This window comes from Bacillus sp. SJ-10, assembly GCF_002843505.1.
Taxonomy (GTDB): domain Bacteria; phylum Bacillota; class Bacilli; order Bacillales; family Bacillaceae; genus Bacillus; species Bacillus velezensis.
The window spans coordinates 2849678-2868831 of the sequence record NZ_CP025258.1 but is presented as its reverse complement, the minus strand read 5'-3'; the positions used below and the strand labels follow the sequence as shown (position 1 = coordinate 2868831).

The 19154-nt window shown below is 39.7% G+C and carries 15 protein-coding genes; 11 read left to right on the top strand and 4 right to left on the bottom strand.

Annotation, left to right across the window (positions count from 1 at the left end; all coding sequences use genetic code 11):
• Nucleotides 1–266: 266 nt before the first annotated feature.
• Nucleotides 267–1355: an L-dopachrome tautomerase-related protein gene (locus CXL14_RS14395; RefSeq protein ID WP_014417986.1), complete on the bottom strand. Its 1089-nt coding sequence runs from the start codon at nt 1353–1355 to the stop codon at nt 267–269.
• 565 nt (nt 1356–1920) lie between these two features.
• Here CXL14_RS14395 and CXL14_RS14390 point away from each other — a divergent pair.
• A complete protein-coding gene (locus CXL14_RS14390) occupies nt 1921–3312 on the top strand; it encodes an MFS transporter (RefSeq protein ID WP_014417987.1) in 1392 nt (463 codons plus the stop codon).
• Between the two features lie 42 nt (nt 3313–3354).
• Nucleotides 3355–4956 carry a xylan 1,4-beta-xylosidase gene (xynB, locus tag CXL14_RS14385; RefSeq protein WP_014417988.1) on the top strand — a complete coding sequence of 534 codons (1602 nt, stop codon included), beginning with the start codon at nt 3355–3357 and terminating at the stop codon, nt 4954–4956.
• A 144-nt stretch (nt 4957–5100) separates the two neighbouring features.
• Here xynB and xylR read toward each other — a convergent pair whose 3' ends face one another.
• Nucleotides 5101–6255 carry a transcriptional repressor XylR gene (gene xylR / locus CXL14_RS14380; protein ID WP_014417989.1) on the bottom strand — a complete coding sequence of 385 codons (1155 nt, stop codon included), beginning with the start codon at nt 6253–6255 and terminating at the stop codon, nt 5101–5103.
• A gap of 263 nt (nt 6256–6518) precedes the next feature.
• Here xylR and xylA point away from each other — a divergent pair, with 263 nt between their 5' ends.
• From xylA to CXL14_RS14360, 4 genes are all read left to right on the top strand, one after another.
• Nucleotides 6519–7856, top strand: coding sequence for a xylose isomerase (gene xylA, locus CXL14_RS14375; protein ID WP_014417990.1), 1338 nt, complete (start codon nt 6519–6521; stop codon nt 7854–7856).
• 135 nt (nt 7857–7991) lie between these two features.
• A complete protein-coding gene (gene xylB / locus CXL14_RS14370; protein ID WP_014417991.1) occupies nt 7992–9491 on the top strand; it encodes a xylulokinase in 1500 nt (499 codons plus the stop codon).
• Nucleotides 9492–9665: 174 nt separating this feature from the next.
• Nucleotides 9666–12263 (top strand): phosphoenolpyruvate synthase, encoded by a 2598-nt coding sequence (ppsA, locus tag CXL14_RS14365; RefSeq protein WP_014417992.1) that lies wholly within the window; start codon nt 9666–9668, stop codon nt 12261–12263.
• A 231-nt stretch (nt 12264–12494) separates the two neighbouring features.
• Complete coding sequence (locus CXL14_RS14360; RefSeq protein ID WP_021493437.1) at nt 12495–12761, top strand: hypothetical protein; 267 nt, start codon at nt 12495–12497, stop codon at nt 12759–12761.
• A gap of 337 nt (nt 12762–13098) precedes the next feature.
• Here the strand turns inward: CXL14_RS14360 and CXL14_RS14355 are convergent, their stop codons facing one another.
• Nucleotides 13099–13197: a YjcZ family sporulation protein gene (locus CXL14_RS14355; RefSeq protein ID WP_003154037.1), complete on the bottom strand. Its 99-nt coding sequence runs from the start codon at nt 13195–13197 to the stop codon at nt 13099–13101.
• Between the two features lie 547 nt (nt 13198–13744).
• On the opposite strand from CXL14_RS14355, the gene CXL14_RS14345 reads away from it, so the two are divergent.
• The 3 genes from CXL14_RS14345 to CXL14_RS14335 all read left to right on the top strand — a co-directional run bounded on the left by CXL14_RS14345 (nt 13745) and on the right by CXL14_RS14335 (nt 16009).
• Nucleotides 13745–13930, top strand: coding sequence for a hypothetical protein (locus tag CXL14_RS14345; protein WP_003154035.1), 186 nt, complete (start codon nt 13745–13747; stop codon nt 13928–13930).
• 600 nt (nt 13931–14530) lie between these two features.
• Nucleotides 14531–15445: a helix-turn-helix transcriptional regulator gene (locus CXL14_RS14340; RefSeq protein ID WP_014417993.1), complete on the top strand. Its 915-nt coding sequence runs from the start codon at nt 14531–14533 to the stop codon at nt 15443–15445.
• Nucleotides 15446–15508: 63 nt separating this feature from the next.
• The gene (locus CXL14_RS14335; protein ID WP_014417994.1) at nt 15509–16009 is read left to right on the top strand and encodes a DinB family protein; all 501 of its coding nucleotides are present in this window, start codon (nt 15509–15511) and stop codon (nt 16007–16009) included.
• Nucleotides 16010–16158: 149 nt separating this feature from the next.
• Here the strand turns inward: CXL14_RS14335 and adhP are convergent, their stop codons facing one another.
• Nucleotides 16159–17175 (bottom strand): alcohol dehydrogenase AdhP, encoded by a 1017-nt coding sequence (gene adhP, locus CXL14_RS14330; protein ID WP_014417995.1) that lies wholly within the window; start codon nt 17173–17175, stop codon nt 16159–16161.
• Between the two features lie 905 nt (nt 17176–18080).
• Between adhP and CXL14_RS20430 the strand changes: the two genes are divergently transcribed.
• A complete protein-coding gene (locus CXL14_RS20430; RefSeq protein WP_017417852.1) occupies nt 18081–18284 on the top strand; it encodes a hypothetical protein in 204 nt (67 codons plus the stop codon).
• A gap of 376 nt (nt 18285–18660) precedes the next feature.
• Nucleotides 18661–19077 carry a UPF0715 family protein gene (locus tag CXL14_RS14310; RefSeq protein WP_014417997.1) on the top strand — a complete coding sequence of 139 codons (417 nt, stop codon included), beginning with the start codon at nt 18661–18663 and terminating at the stop codon, nt 19075–19077.
• The last annotated feature ends 77 nt before the right edge of the window (nt 19078–19154 follow it).

Sequence of the window (19154 nt, the reverse complement as noted above, 5' to 3'; positions counted from 1 at the left end):
CGGCTCTGTAATAAAAGATGCCCATCAAAGGGCTTGCTCATCTGATATTCATGATAGACCTATTCCTTCAGGTTCTGAGGCTCAAGGGAGGTCTGTTTTTTTCTTATATACGTCAACAGTGCGTTATAAATGGCTCGAATAAACCATTTATATGTAAATAAGGATATTATAAGATTTCTTCATTTTCTTTTGAAATTTGATTTCTTTTAGGATGAAGGCTAAATGAAGCCAATTATGCTCTAAAATGGAACCGGCCATTTTTATTTTCAAAAAGCAGGAGCTTCATCAATTTTGATACGAAGTAAACTATAAGGTTTCTGTCGTAAGTCTTTTCCATAATGAAATCTAGCCTGCCGATGTAATTGGTTCACGATGACATATAAGTATTCATCCGGACCAATCGAAAAAGTATCCGGCCATAAAATTCTCGGATCATGTGCGATGGTTTCCATTGTGCCATTCGGCAGCATCTTTCGAATACTATTGTTCTCATAATCTCCGGCATAAATGGCGCCTTTTGCATCTGTAATCATTCCATCAGACGCGCCTTTTTCTCCCCAATAAGCTACATGATAAAGTAAATCCATGTCCGGTATATTTCTATCTCTCAGGGCTTCTGTTGAGATCGAGAACAGATGACGGCTGGTCAGTGGGCAAAAAAATAATACTTTTCCGTCAGGAGAAATCGCAATACCGTCGGATGCCAGCCTAAATGGGGAAGTTGAACCATCCCTGTTACGATTCATCAAAATTTTGCCTTCTACTTTCGGTATAAAATAGGAATCCGGTGAAGTAGGATTTGTTCCATTTAACCGTCTGCATGCATTTCCGGTTTCCAAATCAACGACGATAATCGCTCCTGGTCCTTTGGAAGAAGAATCCGTTATATAGGCATAACCTGCAGTTCCAACACGAAAATCAAATCGGACATCATTCAGGTAAGTTGTTGGCAGGACAACATCTTCTGTAAAGGTATACACTCTTCTGATTGTATTGGTTTTTAAATCAACAGCGACTAATTTTGCCCCGCCTTTAATTGGTTCAGAAAAATTGGGCGCCGCTGTATCTAGTACCCAAAGCGTTCCCCTTCCATCAGCAACTACACTTTGGGCACTGATGAAAGTCATTTTGATAGTCTCGGGGTTAACCAAATTGGTTTGTAAATCAGGATAAGGCTGCAATTTATCCCCAACTATTTCTGCCACCGTAAATTTAACATCGTCTCCCCATTTCGGAAAACAAATGAAAATACGACCAGTTTCCGAAACCGTAACACCGGTAGGCATAGCTCCATAAAATGCATAAACCAGTTCTAAATCACCAAAATACTTTTCAAAAGGCAGCATAGGTTTCATAATATCCTCCTCAACCAATTAAACGGGATATCACTTATATATGATTCTCATTTTTTCTAGTGCCTGTTTATTAATACGTTTTTCTATACGAAAAGATGATGGAAGTGCTTATCATTTTATAAGTCAGTCAGGTGACACAGGGGGTTTTTACTTAACGTCTGTCGAAGCAGTCGGCAATTACAACATGGTATGTCCTTTGGTCGGTTTTAAATTCTCTGAAAAAAGAGTTGAAAAAGCAGAAAAGATTTTATAATATGAAATCAAGTTAGTTTGTTCGGTCAACAAACTAATGAAACCCGCTTTAATTATCCATCATGTAAAGGTCTTAAATGGGAGGGGGATAAGAGGCTCGATTTAATTGGAGGTGTAGAAAGCGAAAGCCAAGTTTTTATCCTGTTCACTGCTATCTGATCACCATTTGGATGTTGAAAATGCTCTGTGAAAGTAAACCGCTGTCATTTTTTGAAAGCGCTTTTATATGCCGCTCACTGGCCGATAAAATTGAAGAAATGTTATACCATTTCATCATGTTCCTTATGTAAAGGATCGAAAAGGGGAGGAAATCATGCTCAGTGAAAATGTAAAGAAGATCAGCATGGTTGAAAAAGTTGGATATGCGTCTGGAGATTTTGCATGTAATTTAATTTATGCAACAGTGTCTACGTATCTTTTGTTCTTCTATACAGATGTTTTTGGTTTATCGGCAGCAGCAGCCGGTACGATGTTTTTAGTGGTTAGAATCATCGACGCTCTCGCTGATCCTTTTATCGGAACAATAGTTGACAGAACAAATAGCAGGTTTGGCCGCTTTAGACCGTATCTTTTATACGGAGCTTTTCCCTTTGTCATATTGGCAATACTCTGTTTTACAACCCCGGATTTTTCGGATATGGGGAAATTAATATATGCTTATATCACCTATGTCGGCTTATCGCTTACATACACAATGATAAACGTGCCATATGGCGCGTTAACATCTGCAATGACCAGAAATAATCAAGAAGTTGTTAGTATAACGTCTGTCCGTATGTTATTTGCGAATCTTGGGGGACTTGTCGTTGCATTTTTTGTTCCCTTACTGGCTGCTTATTTAAGCGATACTTCCGGCAGCGAATCTCTTGGCTGGCAGCTAACCATGGGTATTATGGGAGTTATAGGCGGGTGCCTTTTAATCTTTTGTTTTAAAAGCACAAAAGAGCGTGTCACGCTTCAAAAATCCGAAGAAAAAATTAAATTTTCGGATATATTTGAGCAATTTCGTGTGAATCGGCCTCTAGTTGTATTAAGTATTTTCTTTATTATTATTTTTGGAGTGAATTCAATCAGTAATTCGGTTGGCATCTATTACGTAACGTATAATTTAGAAAGAGCGGATTTGGTGAAGTGGTACGGTTTGTTGGGAAGTTTGCCTGCTTTGGTCATTTTACCGTTTATTCCAAAGCTTCATCAATTATTAGGGAAGAAGAAATTACTAAACTATGCATTATTACTGAATATGATCGGCCTCTTAGCTTTACTTTTCGTTCCGTCAAGTAATGTATTCCTCATACTTTCCTTTCGATTACTGGCCGCTGCCGGAAGTCTCACTGCCGGGGGATATATGTGGGCGCTTATTCCTGAAACAATAGAATATGGAGAGTATAAGACCGGGAAAAGAATGGGCGGTCTCATATACGCTATTATCGGATTTTTCTTTAAATTCGGTATGGCTTTGGGAGGGGTTGTACCGGGTTTGGTTCTAGATCAGTTTGGATATGTGGCAAATCAGGTGCAAACGCCGGAGGCATTGACGGGAATTTTAATTACAACAACCATTATTCCCGTGTTCTTACTGGTTCTGGCCATGATTGATATTAATTTCTATAACTTAGATGAGAAAAAATATAAAAGCATGGTTCGAGAATTAGAGAATAGAGATAAAGTTTATTTGGATCATATTGACGATTTCAAAGCTTAAAACATGATGAGTCAACAGAAAATAGCTGAGGAGGAGTTCAAAATGAAGATTATCAATCCAGTACTTAAAGGATTCAACCCCGATCCGAGTATTTGCAGGGTTGGAGAGGATTATTATATCGCTGTATCTACATTTGAGTGGTTTCCGGGAGTCCAGATACACCACTCAAAAGATTTAGTCAATTGGCACTTAGTTGCACATCCATTACAGAGAGTATCGCAATTAGACATGAAAGGAAATCCTAATTCAGGCGGGGTCTGGGCGCCATGTTTAAGTTACAGTGACGGAAAGTTTTGGCTGATCTATACGGATGTTAAGGTCGTAGATGGCGCCTGGAAAGATTGTCACAATTATTTAGTGACTTGTGACACGATTAATGGTGAGTGGGGGGAGCCGATACCATTAAACAGCTCGGGTTTTGATGCTTCTTTGTTCCATGATACGGATGGAAAAAAATATTTATTAAATATGTTATGGGATCAGCGTATTGATCGGCACTCCTTTGGAGGCATTGTCATGCAGGAATATTCTGATAAGGAGCAAAAACTAATCGGTAAACCGAAAGTGATATTTAAAGGAACTGAAAGAAAGCTCACAGAAGCGCCGCACCTTTACCGTATCGGGAACTATTATTATTTATTAACCGCAGAAGGAGGAACGCGGTTCGAACATGCTGCTACAATTGCCCGTTCTGCAAATATTGAGGGTCCATATGAAGTTCATCCTGATAATCCTATCTTAACGTCATGGCATGCGCCGGAAAATCCGCTGCAAAAATGCGGACATGCATCCATTGTACAAACACATACAGATGAGTGGTATTTAGCTCATTTAACGGGACGTCCCATTCATCCGGACGATGATTCAATTTTTCAGCAGAGGGGATATTGTCCTTTGGGCAGAGAAACTGCTATTCAAAAGCTCTATTGGAAAGATGGCTGGCCTTATGTAAAAGGCGGAAAAGAAGGGAGCTTGGAGGTGGATGCGCCTTCTATACCTGAAACAATGTTTGAAGACACGTATCCGGAAGTTGATGAATTTGAGGATGCAACATTAAATATTAATTTTCAAACGTTAAGAATTCCGTTTACGGAGAAATTAGGATCATTAACTCAAGTGCCAAATCATTTACGATTATACGGTCATGAATCCTTAACTTCGACATTTACTCAGGCATTTGTAGCCAGACGCTGGCAAAGTCTCCATTTTGAAGCCGAAACGGCTGTTGCGTTTTATCCGGAAAATTTTCAGCAAGCCGCTGGTTTGGTGAACTATTACAATACAGAGAACTGGACGGCTCTTCAAGTCACGTATGATGAAGAGCTTGGCCGTATTCTTGAATTAACGATATGTGATAACTTCTCTTTTTCACAACCGTTAAAAAATAAAATTGTGATTCCTCGTGAAGTCAAGTATGTCTATTTAAAAGTGAATATTGAAAACGAAAAATATTATTATTTGTATTCATTTAACAAAGAAGATTGGCACAAAATCGACATTGCATTGGAATCGAAAAAATTATCAGATGATTACATCCGCGGCGGGGGATTCTTTACAGGAGCTTTTGTGGGGATGCAATGCCAAGATACGAGCGGTCATCATATTCCGGCCGACTTCAGATATTTTCGTTATAAAGAAAAATAATTAGCACATGAAAAAGGAGATTTCTATTTTAGAACTCCTTTTTCATATAAGAAAGTGTCCTATGTCAGTATTGATTCAGAAATACTCCTAGAATAAAAAAACCCATCTTTAAAGATGAGCGTAAAACATAGAAGTATGTACATTTCAGTTATGAACCATGTCGAGAAAATGATCAATCACAATTGAGGACATTCCTAGAGCAGGGGCATTTTTTCCTAAGATAGATGGTAATAATTCATAGCTATTGTCTAGTTGGGAATAAACCCTGGATGACACTTCACCTTTAATTGAATGTAAAACCATAGGATGCGATTCAATGATGCTGTTTCTTAAAATGATGGCTTGCGGATTAAATGTATTTAAAATATTGGTCAGGCCTATTCCTAAATAGAAACCAAAATTCTGTAATGCCTGTAAAGTTCCAACATCATTCAGATGGGCGAGGTCTATGATATCTTGGCTGGACACTTTTTTCTCTTTCGTCTGAAGAGATGTTAATAAAGCCTTCTCTGAAGCATACAATTCCCAGCAGCCTCGGTTTCCGCAGCTGCATTTAGGACCCTTAAAGTCTATTGTCATATGTCCCATTTCTCCAGAAAATCCGCCAACCCCTCTATATAAATGATTGTTGATTATAACTCCGATTCCTATTCCTGTACCGATACTTGCATAAATCATGTTATCGTGATTTTTTGCCGCACCAAATACTTTTTCTCCATATGCGCCGGCATTTGCCTCATTTTCAATAAAAACGGGCACATTGAACTTCTCTCGGATGAAAGATTTTAAGTCAATATCTCTCCAGTTGGAGTTCGGAGTGAAAACAATTTTTTGATCTTTATCAATGAGTCCAGGCACGCAAATACCTATACCAATAAGCCCGTATGGAGATTGCGGCATATTTGCAATAAAGTGATGAATCATCTCAATTAAAATATCTTTAGTGATTTCTGGAGAATTGCATTCCAAATGATGGTGTTGATCAAGGACGATCGTCCCTTCAAGATCTGTTAAAATGCCATTAACATAATCCACGCCAACATCTATTCCTACGGAGTATCCTGCTTTTTTATTAAAAACAAGCATGACAGGTCTTCTGCCGCCGCTGGATTGTCCCTGACCTATTTCAAATACGAGGTTTTCTTTCATTAAAGTGTTTACCTGTGACGAAACAGTTGATTTATTTAATCCGGTCATTTCAGATAATTTTGCTCTTGAAATAGGAGAATTCTTAAGTATTTCGTTTAGTAATAACTTTTGGTTAACTTTTTTGACAAAGGCTTGATCAGCGATATCCACTTCATCCACTCCATTTGTATAATCTTTAAATTAAGTTGAACGTTCTGTGTTATCGTGCGAAACGCAGTACATAGCGAATCCAACCTTTATTATATCTAATGTGTTCGTAAAAAACTAAAAAAAATATTGAAAATACTGATGAGGTTATATAAGATGAAAATAAGTTAGTTTGTTTGGGCAACAAACTAATGTGCAACATGACATAAAAGCATCTGTATTTGAATGATCATGTTTAGAATTTATTTTTAAGGGGGAAATCACACATGGCTCACTCTCATTCCGGTTCAGTCAACTATTTTGAAAGCGTAAACAAAGTGATTTACGAAGGGAAAGAATCCACGAATCCTTTAGCATTTAAATACTATAATTCTCAAGAAGTAATTGGCGGAAAAACGATGAAAGAGCATTTGCGATTTTCTATTGCCTATTGGCATACATTTACCGCTGACGGCACAGACATTTTTGGCGCAGCTACGATGCAGAGACCGTGGGATCACTATAAAGGCATGGATCTGGCGAGAGCGAGGGTAGATGCAGCGTTTGAGCTGTTTGAAAAACTGGATGCGCCATTTTTTGCTTTTCATGACCGGGATATCGCACCGGAAGGAAGTACGTTAAAAGAGACAAATCAAAATCTGGATATAATCGTGGACATGATAAAAGACTACATGAGAACCAGCGGCGTTAAGCTATTATGGAATACTGCAAACATGTTTACGAATCCCCGTTTCGTCCATGGTGCGGCGACTTCTTGTAATGCAGATGTATTTGCGTATGCCGCAGCCCAAGTAAAAAAAGGATTAGAAACCGCAAAAGAGCTTGGCGCCGAGAACTATGTATTTTGGGGCGGACGTGAAGGGTACGAAACTTTGTTAAATACCGATTTAAAATTTGAGCTTGATAATATGGCCAGATTTATGCATATGGCAGTGGATTATGCGAAGGAAATCGGGTATACAGGGCAGTTTTTGATTGAACCAAAACCAAAAGAGCCGACCACCCATCAATATGATACGGACGCAGCAACAACCATTGCCTTTTTAAAGCAATATGGCTTAGACAATCATTTTAAATTAAATCTCGAAGCCAATCATGCCACATTAGCCGGGCATACATTCGAACATGAATTACGCATGGCGAGAGTGCATGGTCTGCTTGGCTCTGTTGACGCGAATCAGGGTGATCCGCTTTTAGGCTGGGACACAGATGAATTTCCGACAGATTTATATTCTGCGACATTAGCAATGTACGAAATTCTGCAAAATGGCGGTCTTGGAAGCGGAGGATTAAACTTTGACGCAAAGGTCAGGAGATCTTCTTTTGAGCCTGATGATTTACTATATGCCCATGTTGCAGGGATGGATACATTTGCAAGAGGGTTGAAAGCCGCCCACAAATTAATCGAAGATCGTGTGTTTGAAGATGTGATTCAACACCGTTACCGCAGCTTTACTGAAGGGGTTGGTCTTGAAATTGCAGAAGGAAGAGCTGATTTTAAGACACTTGAGCAATATGCGCTAAACAATCAGTCAATTAAAAACGAATCAGGGAGACAGGAGCGGTTAAAAGCGATATTAAACCAATACATTTTACAGGTATAACAAATGAAAAAAGAAGCTCCAGATCCCGCTGTAAAAAGATGCAGGCAGCCAAGTTCCCGGAATTGCCCGTCATGAAGTTACTGTTATGGCGGGCCATTCCAATGGGGATCTATTTAGAGAGGAAGGAGTGAAAAAATGAAATATGTCATTGGAATAGACCTTGGAACGAGTGCCGTTAAAACCATTTTAGTCAATCAAAACGGCATGGTTTGTGCAGAAACGTCCAAAAGTTACCCGCTCATCCAAGAGAAGGCGGGATATAGTGAGCAAAATCCTGAAGACTGGGTGCAGCAAACAATTGAAGCATTGGCTGAATTGATTTCGATATCCAACGTTCAAGCCGGGGATATTGACGGGATTAGCTATTCAGGACAAATGCATGGGTTAGTACTGCTTGACCAAGATCGGCGGGTGCTGCGTCATGCGATTCTTTGGAATGATACCAGAACGACGCCTCAATGTAACAGGATTACCGAGACATTTGGCGATCATCTGCTTGATATCACAAAAAACCGTGTACTTGAAGGGTTTACATTACCTAAAATGTTATGGGTGAAGGAACATGAGCCTGAACTTTTTCACAAAACCGCTGTTTTTTTGCTTCCGAAAGACTATGTGAGATTCCGCATGACTGGCGCCATTCACACCGAATACTCCGATGCGGCGGGAACGTTACTTTTACATATGACCCGCAAAGAGTGGAGCGATGAGATTTGCAATCAATTTGGTATTTCAGCGGAAATTTGTCCTCCGCTTGTTGAATCCCATGACTGTGTAGGATCGCTGCTTCCGAGCGTTGCGGCGGAGACTGGGCTGTTGGAAAAAACAAAAGTGTACGCTGGGGGAGCAGATAATGCTTGCGGTGCTGTCGGAGCCGGTATTCTTTCTTCCGGAAAAACGTTATGCAGCATTGGGACGTCAGGAGTCATACTTTCCTGTGAAGAAGACAAAGAAAGAGATTTTAAAGGGAAAGTGCACTTTTTTAATCATGGAAAAAAGGATTCATTTTATACGATGGGGGTCACGCTCGCTGCAGGGTACAGCTTGGACTGGTTTAAAAAAACGTTTGCGCCAAACGAATCGTTTGAACAATTATTGCGGGGAGTGGAATCTGTTCCGATAGGAGCAAATGGACTGCTGTACACTCCTTACTTAGTCGGTGAAAGAACGCCGCATGCTGATTCATCTATTCGGGGAAGCTTGATCGGAATGGACGGAGCCCATAAAAGAGAGCACTTTTTGAGGGCGATAATGGAAGGCATCACATTCTCTTTATATGAATCAATTGAGCTATTCCGCGAAGCGGGAAAATCAGTTGATACGGTTGTCTCTATTGGCGGGGGAGCTAAAAATGAAACGTGGCTTCAAATGCAAGCTGATATTTTCAATACGAGGGTGGTTAAGTTAGAGAATGAACAAGGTCCCGCCATGGGGGCTGCGATGTTAGCTGCCTTCGGAAGCGGGTGGTTTGACTCTCTTGAAGAATGTGCAGAGCAGTTCATTCATGAAGCAGCTGCATTTTATCCAAAAGAACAAAATGTTCAAAAATATAAAACACTATTCGAGTTGTATAAGAACATTTACGTTCACACAAAAGATCTCAATACAGCTTTAAAGAGCTTTAGACAAAAATGAAGAAAGAACCTCGCCAAATTGGCCAGGTTCTTTTTATATTGCACAAAAACAGACACGGTGATATAATCAGAACACGCGTGCTTTCTGTGTGAAAAGTCATAGTTATCCATCTTATATTATGATTATATCATGCTGAAAAGCTCTTGTCAAATTTTTTTGAAGGGGAGATATAGAATGAGTTCTTTGGTTCTCGGCATTCACGAAATTGAAAAAACACAGCCTTTGCTCGTTGGAGGAAAAGGGTTACATTTAGGGGAATTATCAAAAATTCAAGGAATACAAGTACCGGAAGGATTTTGTGTCACAACCGCAGGATATCAAAAAGCCATTGAACAAAACGAAACGTTACAAGCGCTGTTGGATCAACTGACCATGCTGAAAGTGGAGAATCGGAATCAAATTGGTGAAGTCAGCAAAAAAATCCGGCAAACCATTATGGAAGCAGAAATTCCTTCAGATGTAGTCAAAGCAGTTGCTTGCCATCTCTCCCGATTCGGCGAAGAACATGCCTATGCCGTACGTTCCAGTGCGACAGCTGAGGATTTACCGCATGCCTCTTTTGCCGGTCAACAAGACACCTATTTAAATATTACCGGCGTCGATGCGATCTTGCAGCATATCAGTAAATGTTGGGCGTCCCTATTTACGGATCGCGCGGTCATTTACCGTATGCAAAATGGATTTGATCACAGCCAAGTTTATTTATCCGTTATCATCCAAAGGATGGTGTTCCCTCAGGCTTCGGGAATTTTATTTACCGCTGATCCGATAACCGGAAACCGAAAGCTGCTGTCCATCGATGCCGGTTTTGGACTTGGTGAAACACTTGTCTCCGGCTTAGTCTCTGCCGATTGTTATAAAGTACAGGACGGGCAAATCGTCGATAAGAGAATAGAAACTAAAAAATTGGCTATCTATGGACGAAAAGAAGGCGGAACAGAAACACAGGAGATCGCTCTTGATCAGCAAAAGATTCAAACACTGACTGATGAACAAATTTTACAGCTGGCACGTATCGGGAGACAGATCGAAGCTCATTTCGGCCAGCCGCAAGATATCGAATGGTGTTTGGACCGCGATACTTTTTATATTGTCCAAAGTCGTCCGATCACAACGTTATACCCCGTTCCTGAAGCGAACGATCAAGAAAATCACGTCTATATCTCTGTTGGTCATCAGCAAATGATGACGGATCCCATAAAACCCCTTGGATTGTCTTTTTTTCTGTTGACGACTGCTGCACCCATGCGTAAAGCCGGCGGAAGGCTATTCGTTGATGTCACACATCAACTGGCATCTCCTAATGTCAGAGAAGTTTTCTTAAAAGGCATGGGGCAGCACGATCCGCTCTTAAAAGACGCACTTATGACCATAATAGAGCGAGATGATTTCATTAAGCCGGTACCTGATAAAACGGCACCGATTCCCGGCAAAGGCAATGCAGATATGCCGGAACAAGCTGAAAACGATCCGGCAATTGTTTCTGATTTGATTAAGAGCAGTCAGGCATCGATAGAAGAGTTAAAACAAAACATCCAGACGAAATCAGGATCTGATTTATTTCGTTTTATTTTGGAAGATATCCAGGAATTAAAGAAGATTCTATTTAACCCGAAAAGTTCGGTGTTGATTCGAACTGCAATGGATGCTTCATCATGGATTAACGAAAAAATGAACGAGTGGTTAGGTGAAAAAAACGCAGCAGATACGCTTTCTCAATCTGTACCCCATAATATTACCTCAGAAATGGGGCTTGCGCTATTGGACGTCGCCGATGTGATCCGCCCTTATCCAGAAGTAATTGCCTATTTAGAGAATGTAAAAGATGATCACTTTTTGGATGGGCTGGTGACGTTTGAAGGCGGGCGGGAAACCCATGACGCTATCTATGCTTATCTCAACAAGTACGGAATGCGATGTGCCGGAGAAATTGATATGACAAGAACTCGATGGAGCGAAAAACCAACTGCACTTGTCCCTATGATTCTTAATAATCTCAAAAACTTTGAGCCAAATGCCAGCCAGCGGAAATTTGAGCAAGGGCGGCAGGAGGCGTTGAAGAAAGAACAAGAGTTATTAGACCGATTGAAGCAATTACCGGATGGTGAACAAAAAGCCAAAGAAACCAAACGAATGATCCGCATCATCCGGAACTTCAGCGGGTTCAGAGAATATCCAAAATACGGCATGATCAGCCGCTACTTCGTTTATAAGCAGGCTTTACTGAAAGAAGCCGAACAACTCGCAGAAGCGGGCGTTATTCATGAAAAAGAAGACATATACTATCTCACTTTTGAAGAACTTCAGGAAGTCGTACGCACACATAAATTGGATTACCAAATCATCAGCACACGAAAAGGCGAGTATAAAGTATATGAAAAACTATCTCCGCCGCGTGTTATCACGTCTGACGGTGAAATCATTACAGGCGAGTACACACGAGAAAACCTCCCGGCCGGAGCGATTGCAGGGCTGCCCGTTTCCTCGGGAGTCATAGAGGGGCGGGCACGGGTTATTTTAAACATGGAAGATGCCGATTTGGAAGATGGAGATATATTAGTTACCTCCTATACTGATCCCAGCTGGACGCCATTGTTTGTATCCATAAAAGGCCTGGTCACTGAAGTTGGCGGACTGATGACCCATGGAGCGGTTATCGCGCGTGAATACGGCTTACCTGCAGTTGTTGGAGTTGAAAATGCAACCCAATTGATAAAAGATGGGCAGCGAATCCGCGTTCATGGAACAGAAGGCTCTATTGAAATATTATAATAGCGGGGGTGTGCAGCACGTCACCAGATATTTCCCGCATTTTACTAAGAAAAGCCGGAACCTCTTAAAGGAGGAATCCGGCTTTTTTTATGTGAAAGCCATTTTGCTTAACAATTATTTATATGAATGGTAGCGTTTTATTAAAGAGAGAAGGTGATTTATGAGATGGTCTGTTTGATATGTAGTATTGGTGCCGGATGACAATTATTTTTTTACAAAGGGGTTATTTTCATGAACAAGTCTTGTGTTAAAGATGAAGACAAGTCTGGTGTCTTTGAGACAGAAAAGTCTGCAGAAGATAAAACGGGCTCATCATCAAACATGATGAGTGCTAAGGGTTGGACTGGATGTGTATCAGATTGTTTATGCGATAAGAATATTAGCCAATGGGCAATCACTGGTTTAACTATTTTATGTGGAACTGCTTGCTATGCTTGTATAAATACTGCAGGTATTATTGGTGTCAATGCAAGCTTTGATTGGGAGAAATGTAAATGATTAATATTTTAAGTAAGATACTATTTATTTTGTCTGGTTGCGCATTGTTGATCTTTGGGATCATTTTAAAGAATGGATCAATGGCTTTTGGATTGTTCGCCTTAATCTTCATAGCGGCAATATTAGTCCGAGTATTCCATAAAAGATCTGAAAAGGATTAGCAGCCGTAGGCAGGGGAGGAAACTCTCCTGCTTATGAAAAAACTTCAGAGTAAAAATAAAATGTTTATTTTAAATGGATTTGTTTTTCAAAAGTAAAAACGCCATAAAACTTCTTATGGCGTCTGTCCGAACTAAGGGATGCAATGTTTGGGAGACGAATATAAATCGTCAATGTGCTAGAAAAGGAATGCAGCACCTACAATGATTAACAAAATGAACAGCACAACGATCAATACGAAAGAGCTTCCACCGTAATTTCCACCGTAGTTCCCCATATTATTGCCACCTCCTGTTGTTAGGATAGTACATAATATGCCGGACGATAAATTTCGACATAGATTTAAGTCTAAATAAGAAAAAATGGATGTTATGTCTAAAATGAAGAGCTTCTAAGAATATGAAATAATGGGAAGTTAACTGAAAGAGAGAAATGGATGGGACGGTTTGCTGTTTAAAGAGGAGGGATATGGCTAAACATGCAATAAAACTGTGTATGAAAGTGGTGAGCCATGAAGTTACTTCATCATGCAGAGCCACATACGAAGAGGTACAGGGAAATTATAGTTAACGAAAATATTCATCATTTCCCGGGCAAGCGCAGTATACGACAAATCAAAACAAATCACAAAGGGACGGAAGGTACGATACAAGGAGGCTGCTTGCGGGTTTGTGGTGCAGATAAAGTTATAGGCAACGATGACCGGGGCGGCTGCGGATCAACTGAAACGAAGTATATTCCCAGGCAAGGAGTATTTATTTAACCTGAAACTTTTATAAAGCATTAACGTATTACTTTATAAAGGTAAGTAAGGAGGCTTCTGGATGGGATTAAAAAATTTCTTTAATACTGAGTTAAAATGCTCTATCTGCGGAAAAACATTAAAATCTGGGGATGAGATAACAGCTTATCTTACACTTCCGAGTGAGAAGAAGATGCCTGTGGGGAGAATGGACAAAGTGTTAAGCAAACACTCTGATAAGGTCTGCTGTAAAAAGTGCAGTGAGTAGGTTTTTAGTGTTATGAGGAACCTCTGGCGGGTTTCCTCATAACAAATATCAACCAATTAAATGAGAAAAAAGCGAAATTGTGATGATTAAAGTAGATAAAGAACTGAGGGATACCAAAGGGATCATTTTTCGTTTACTTTGCTTTTTTGAAGGTTTGTTTAGCTCGTGGATCACTGCACCCCATAAAAGCATGGATGCTAAAATGATAAGATTCATATGTAACAACACTCCTTTGTTTCTTTTCTATAAATTTTACCATATATATCACAAGGATGTCGATTGACCGAACATCTCTTCTAAAATTGTTGAGAGATTCAGTGAACTATTATGTAGATTAAATTGGGCGTCAAATTACTCAGTGAAGATGAAGCTGTATACATAAGCAAAGGTTCAACAGGCGTTTTATTGAATATCAAATGAAGCAATAGAAGGGTTTATCGGTGTCGCAAAGTATAAAGCATATGGTAATTCGCGTATTATGCGGTTAGGTGAAAAAATTAAGCTTTCTGCGTGGTATCTTGAAGTGACAGGAGGTGAGCGGCATAAATGTGTCAGAGCAAAAAGAGCACTTCCAATTCTAATAAGGAAAGGAATTGAGAATTGAAATTAGAACGTTTGTTATCAATCATATTCAAGCTCTTACATAATGAAATTTTATCTGCTTCCAGTTTAGCTGATGAATTTCAAGTATCAACGCGGACAATTTATAGAGACATCGAAGCGATTTGTGCAGCTGGAATACCAGTCGTTTCATACCAAGGGGCTAACGGCGGTTTTGGGATAATGAGAGGATACAAATTTGATAAAAGTTTAATCGGTTCTCATGATGTATTGAATTTAGTTACAGTATTAAGCAGTTTGTCGAGTGTTTTTGAAGATAAGGAAGTTGAACACACGATAGATAGATTAAAATCTCTGGATACAAGCGAAAGCAGCAGGACTTTGTATGTTAACTTGGAAAGCCTTAGAACAGAACCGAATTCATTAATCCGGCTGCGAAAAGCTATACAGGAAAAAAAGGCAGTACGCTTTGATTATGTCAGTAATAAAAATGAATTTACATCACGTGAAGCAGAACCTATCCACCTTCAGTATAAGTTTCGTAGTTGGTATGTATATGGCTTCTGCAGAGAACGTCAAGATGATAGAGAATTTAGAGTATCACGTATGATGAATATAACGCTTACTCAAGAAGAGTTTTTGCGCAGTCACAAAGTGAAAGATGAACCATCTTATTCAGAATCCGACCTGGGAGGGTTTGCGGATGTAGTCATTTGGGTTAATCCTAATTCCATAGCTAAAGTATTAGATCAATTTCAGAACGCTTCAAAAGTCATGAACAGAGATGGAAGTATGACGTTTACAATCTCTGTGTATCGGCCTCAGCATGCCGGATGGCTTAAATCAATTCTTTTAAGCTTTGGCAGTGGCGCTAAAATTATAAAACCGGTGGAACTTCAATCAATTTTAATGGATGAAGCTGAAAAAATAATGAAAATTTATAAAGATGTATGACAATCTGCTGTCATATATCTTTTTTTATAATCACAAGTATCAACTTTAAAGGAGAGATGTTAAATGAACCATGCGAAAAATATGTATCAGTACCATGTTTGGGCGAATAAAGCGTTATTAGAAAGAATAAAGGAATTACCAAGTAATGTCCTTTATGAAGAGGTTCACAGTTCATATCCTACAATTGCTCAAACGTTCAGTCACATTTGCGCGGTGGATGTTATGTGGCTGCAAGTACTTAAAGGAATAGACATGCAGGAAGCATTGGAAGCTTCTATGGGTTATTCAGAAAGGGCTCATTTATATTCTGCAGATGAATTTGCGGCGTCTTATGAAGAACTGGCTTCACAGTTTGAAGAATGGATGAATAGCCAAACAGATTTAGAACAAAAAATGAACTTAAATAATCCTTGGTTAGGTTACAGAGAAACTGCTTACTCAGAAATTTTATTCCATGTTGCCAATCACGGAACTTATCATCGGGGCAGCATAACAACTATGTTAAGACAGCAGGGCTACGCTTCGGCAATGACTGACCTTGCATTATATTGGTATCAGGGTTAGTTCAGGCAGTACTCGCTAAATGAATGTCCGCTGAATGGTCTGTAGAGCTTCTTTTCTGAACTAAATGACAAAGTCTCATTCAGTCTGGGTGGGGCGCTGAGCAAGAATCGAGATCAAAGGCTGCCGTATCATTCCCGGCAGCCTTAAGATTAGGAAGTAAAATCGATAACCATGCGGCCGGTCACTTTACCTTGCTCCATTTCTTCAAAAATATCATTCACATCTTCAATCGGGCGCTTTGTCACTTTAGGTACAACTTTACCGTCTGCGGCAAATTGAAAAGCTTCCTTCAAATCTTCTCTGGTACCTACTAATGAACCTACTACCTGAATCCCATCTAACACGAGACGGGGAATATCTAAATCCATTTTGTCCACCGGTAAACCGACAGCGACTACACGGGCTCCTGCTTTTACAACATCAATCGCTTGATTGAAAGGGGTTTTAGAGACAGCCGTGATGACCACAGCATCAAGCCCTGAATCGTTAGTCACTTCTTTTGCTTTAGCGACGGGGTCTTCGTTTAAACTGTTTACAACCGCATCAGCGCCTAAGCTCTTAGCAAAATTCAATTTTTCATCGCTAATGTCGAAAGCAATTACTTTAGCGTTAAAGACATTTTTTGCATATTGAACAGCCAAGTTGCCTAAACCGCCGACTCCAAATACACCGATCCATTGACCTGGTTTAATTTCACTGACTTTAACCGCTTTATAAGTTGTTACACCTGCACAAGTAATGCTGCTTGCTGCTGCAGGATCTAAATTTTCCGGCACCTTTATTGCATAATCAACCGCTACGATTGCTTCTTCAGCCATTGCGCCGTCAACTGTATAGCCGGCATTTTTTACATCCCGGCACAAGGTTTCACGGCCAGTTAGGCAATATTCACAGCAGCCGCAGCTTTCAAACATCCAGGCAATAGAGACGCGGTCGCCCTTTTTCAGACTTGTTACACCTTCACCGATCTCAGTTACAATGCCTATTCCCTCATGACCTAAAGTGACGCCAGTAACATCCCCGAAATCAGCATTTTTAACATGCAAGTCAGTATGACATACACCGCAGTATTCCATCTTAACTTTGGCTTCACCATGTCGCAAAGGACGTAATTCTTTTTGTACGATCGCTATACTTTTGTCTTTTGTTGCTACTACTGCTTTCAAATCATACACCCCTTTCAAATATTAGCAGAAAATTTTTACTTATCTTACAATTTAACATACCGCTCTTATTTTGAAAACCCTTACATTTTGCGGATAAGTGTCTCTACAAAAATTGAGGGAGCTGTGCAGGGAGGATTCTATTGATGATTTGTCATCTCCAAATGCACAGAATTTACATATATACATGAATAGATACGTTTTCAAAGGAGGCCTTTTTTTGAGCGATAAAAAGCTGACGGAAGATAAATTTGACAATCACCGGCTCACTAAGTTTTTGCCCTTATCAGCCCTAACCCTGTTACATCATTTAATCCGGTTCAAAGACACCCTAAAATCGATAAAACTTCGTTCATAAGTCCGTTTTCCAGCGTGAAAGGAGACGTGAGAATAAAGGACAATGTTTAAGTAACGTCAAATGCAGCTATTCGTGCGATTGGTTCAAATCAAGACGGAGTCATTTTACATGGTTTGTTAACACAATTTGTTTCAGTCAAAGATAAGGCATATTTCATTTATATCGGAAACAATGTAAGTGTCGGACATGATGCTCTCATTCATGGCCCTAAAGCTTCGCGAATGAGCCTAAAATCGGCTCTTTTATAACTTTCCTTTAGCGCTTTAATGGAGAAATGCAGCACTCATGGTTCTGCTGGATAAGACAACTTTTCTTATACAATTAAACATCTTGCAAGTTACTTATTTTTACATAACTGTTGGAAATCGTCTTTCTATCTGAGATAATAAAAATCATATTGATTGATACATGGGGGAGTAAGGATGGGCCGTTTTTATCAAGCGGCAGGCAAACCATTTTACAAACAATTCCTCAAGCGGTTTTTAAAATCAGTGCTTTGGATAAACGCTGTAAGAAAGACTCTCTGTTTAAATAAACGAGGTGAAAATCAATGAATGGTATAGAATTCTTAGAATCTGTGTCGCGACTTGGACAACTCATTTTGGTGTTTTCCTGCTACGCCGTTTATTGGAAATTGGGTAAAACGAAAAGGGAGCGAAGACTTACAAAATTCGAAGCTTTGCTTAGGTTCTTTGTAATGTTTGGTCTATCTGCATGGGGGCTGTCGTTTCTTGCTTTGAATTTGTGGTCATAATCTTTCTGCCGATATTTGAGCTTAAACTGCAGAGAATTACACTGGCAGGAGATGATTTTACCCTTTGTGAAAAGAATTTCACGGGTAATCATTTGAACTTGAGCGCGGCTGATAAGGTGAAGGAGCCGGCTGCGGAGATGTGTGGATTAAAGGCTTTTACGGATTCGAACACGATGAGCCGGATGCAGATTGGTGAGCGATACACAGTCAAGGTATTTCCTTGACCTTTTTTAATGGCAATAAAATTTCTGGATATTAAGATAGTGAATTGATGATCTGCCAAAAAACATAGATCTTTTAAAGTGATGGATATATACTGATTTTAAACAATAGGAAAAAATGGATACTTTATTTTTATAAAAAGCAGGTGAAATATATGGAAGCAGCGTCTTGGAGCAAAAGTCAAAGCTATACTTACACATTGGCTTTTTCAAGTTTGTCGTATGGTTTGATCTTCGGGCTATATATGTTTGTATACTCGGGTTTTGTGCCATTTGCATTGGTTACTGTGGTTATCATTGCTTTTTACGCATTCATTACTTACCTTTTGTTTGCTGTTCCTGTGCAACTATGGCTAAGAAAGAAGCCTAAAAAGTTTAGTTTGGTTCATCTTTTCATTTATACAGCAGTCGCTTTTTTAGCTGTGTTCTTGTTCTGGTACATAGATAATCCGCCAATTGATTTCTCAGTTTTTAGAACTTTCATTTATTACATAATGAGCATTGTTGCTGCGTTCATATATTGGTTCTGGGACTCTATATTTCTGAGAAATTACAATACTCCCCAGAAGTAAAGCTGATTTTCTAAAAAAGACCGACTAGCGCCATGCACAGTCTGCATTGTTCAAATTGAAATTCATGTGATGAATCC

Bases quoted from the DNA above. Each gene is read 5' to 3' on its own strand.
- CXL14_RS14335 (WP_014417994.1), top strand. From the start codon at position 15,509: ATGAACCATGCGAAAAATATGTATCAGTACCATGTTTGGGCGAATAAA.
- CXL14_RS14345 (WP_003154035.1), top strand. From the start codon at position 13,745: ATGGGATTAAAAAATTTCTTTAATACTGAGTTAAAATGCTCTATCTGC.
- ppsA (WP_014417992.1), top strand. From the start codon at position 9,666: ATGAGTTCTTTGGTTCTCGGCATTCACGAAATTGAAAAAACACAGCCT.
- CXL14_RS14395 (WP_014417986.1), bottom strand. From the start codon at position 1,355: ATGAAACCTATGCTGCCTTTTGAAAAGTATTTTGGTGATTTAGAACTG.
- CXL14_RS14355 (WP_003154037.1), bottom strand. From the start codon at position 13,197: ATGGGGAACTACGGTGGAAATTACGGTGGAAGCTCTTTCGTATTGATC.
- CXL14_RS14390 (WP_014417987.1), top strand. From the start codon at position 1,921: ATGCTCAGTGAAAATGTAAAGAAGATCAGCATGGTTGAAAAAGTTGGA.
- CXL14_RS14310 (WP_014417997.1), top strand. From the start codon at position 18,661: ATGGAAGCAGCGTCTTGGAGCAAAAGTCAAAGCTATACTTACACATTG.
- xylA (WP_014417990.1), top strand. From the start codon at position 6,519: ATGGCTCACTCTCATTCCGGTTCAGTCAACTATTTTGAAAGCGTAAAC.
- CXL14_RS14360 (WP_021493437.1), top strand. From the start codon at position 12,495: ATGAACAAGTCTTGTGTTAAAGATGAAGACAAGTCTGGTGTCTTTGAG.
- CXL14_RS20430 (WP_017417852.1), top strand. From the start codon at position 18,081: ATGAATGGTATAGAATTCTTAGAATCTGTGTCGCGACTTGGACAACTC.
- xylB (WP_014417991.1), top strand. From the start codon at position 7,992: ATGAAATATGTCATTGGAATAGACCTTGGAACGAGTGCCGTTAAAACC.
- xynB (WP_014417988.1), top strand. From the start codon at position 3,355: ATGAAGATTATCAATCCAGTACTTAAAGGATTCAACCCCGATCCGAGT.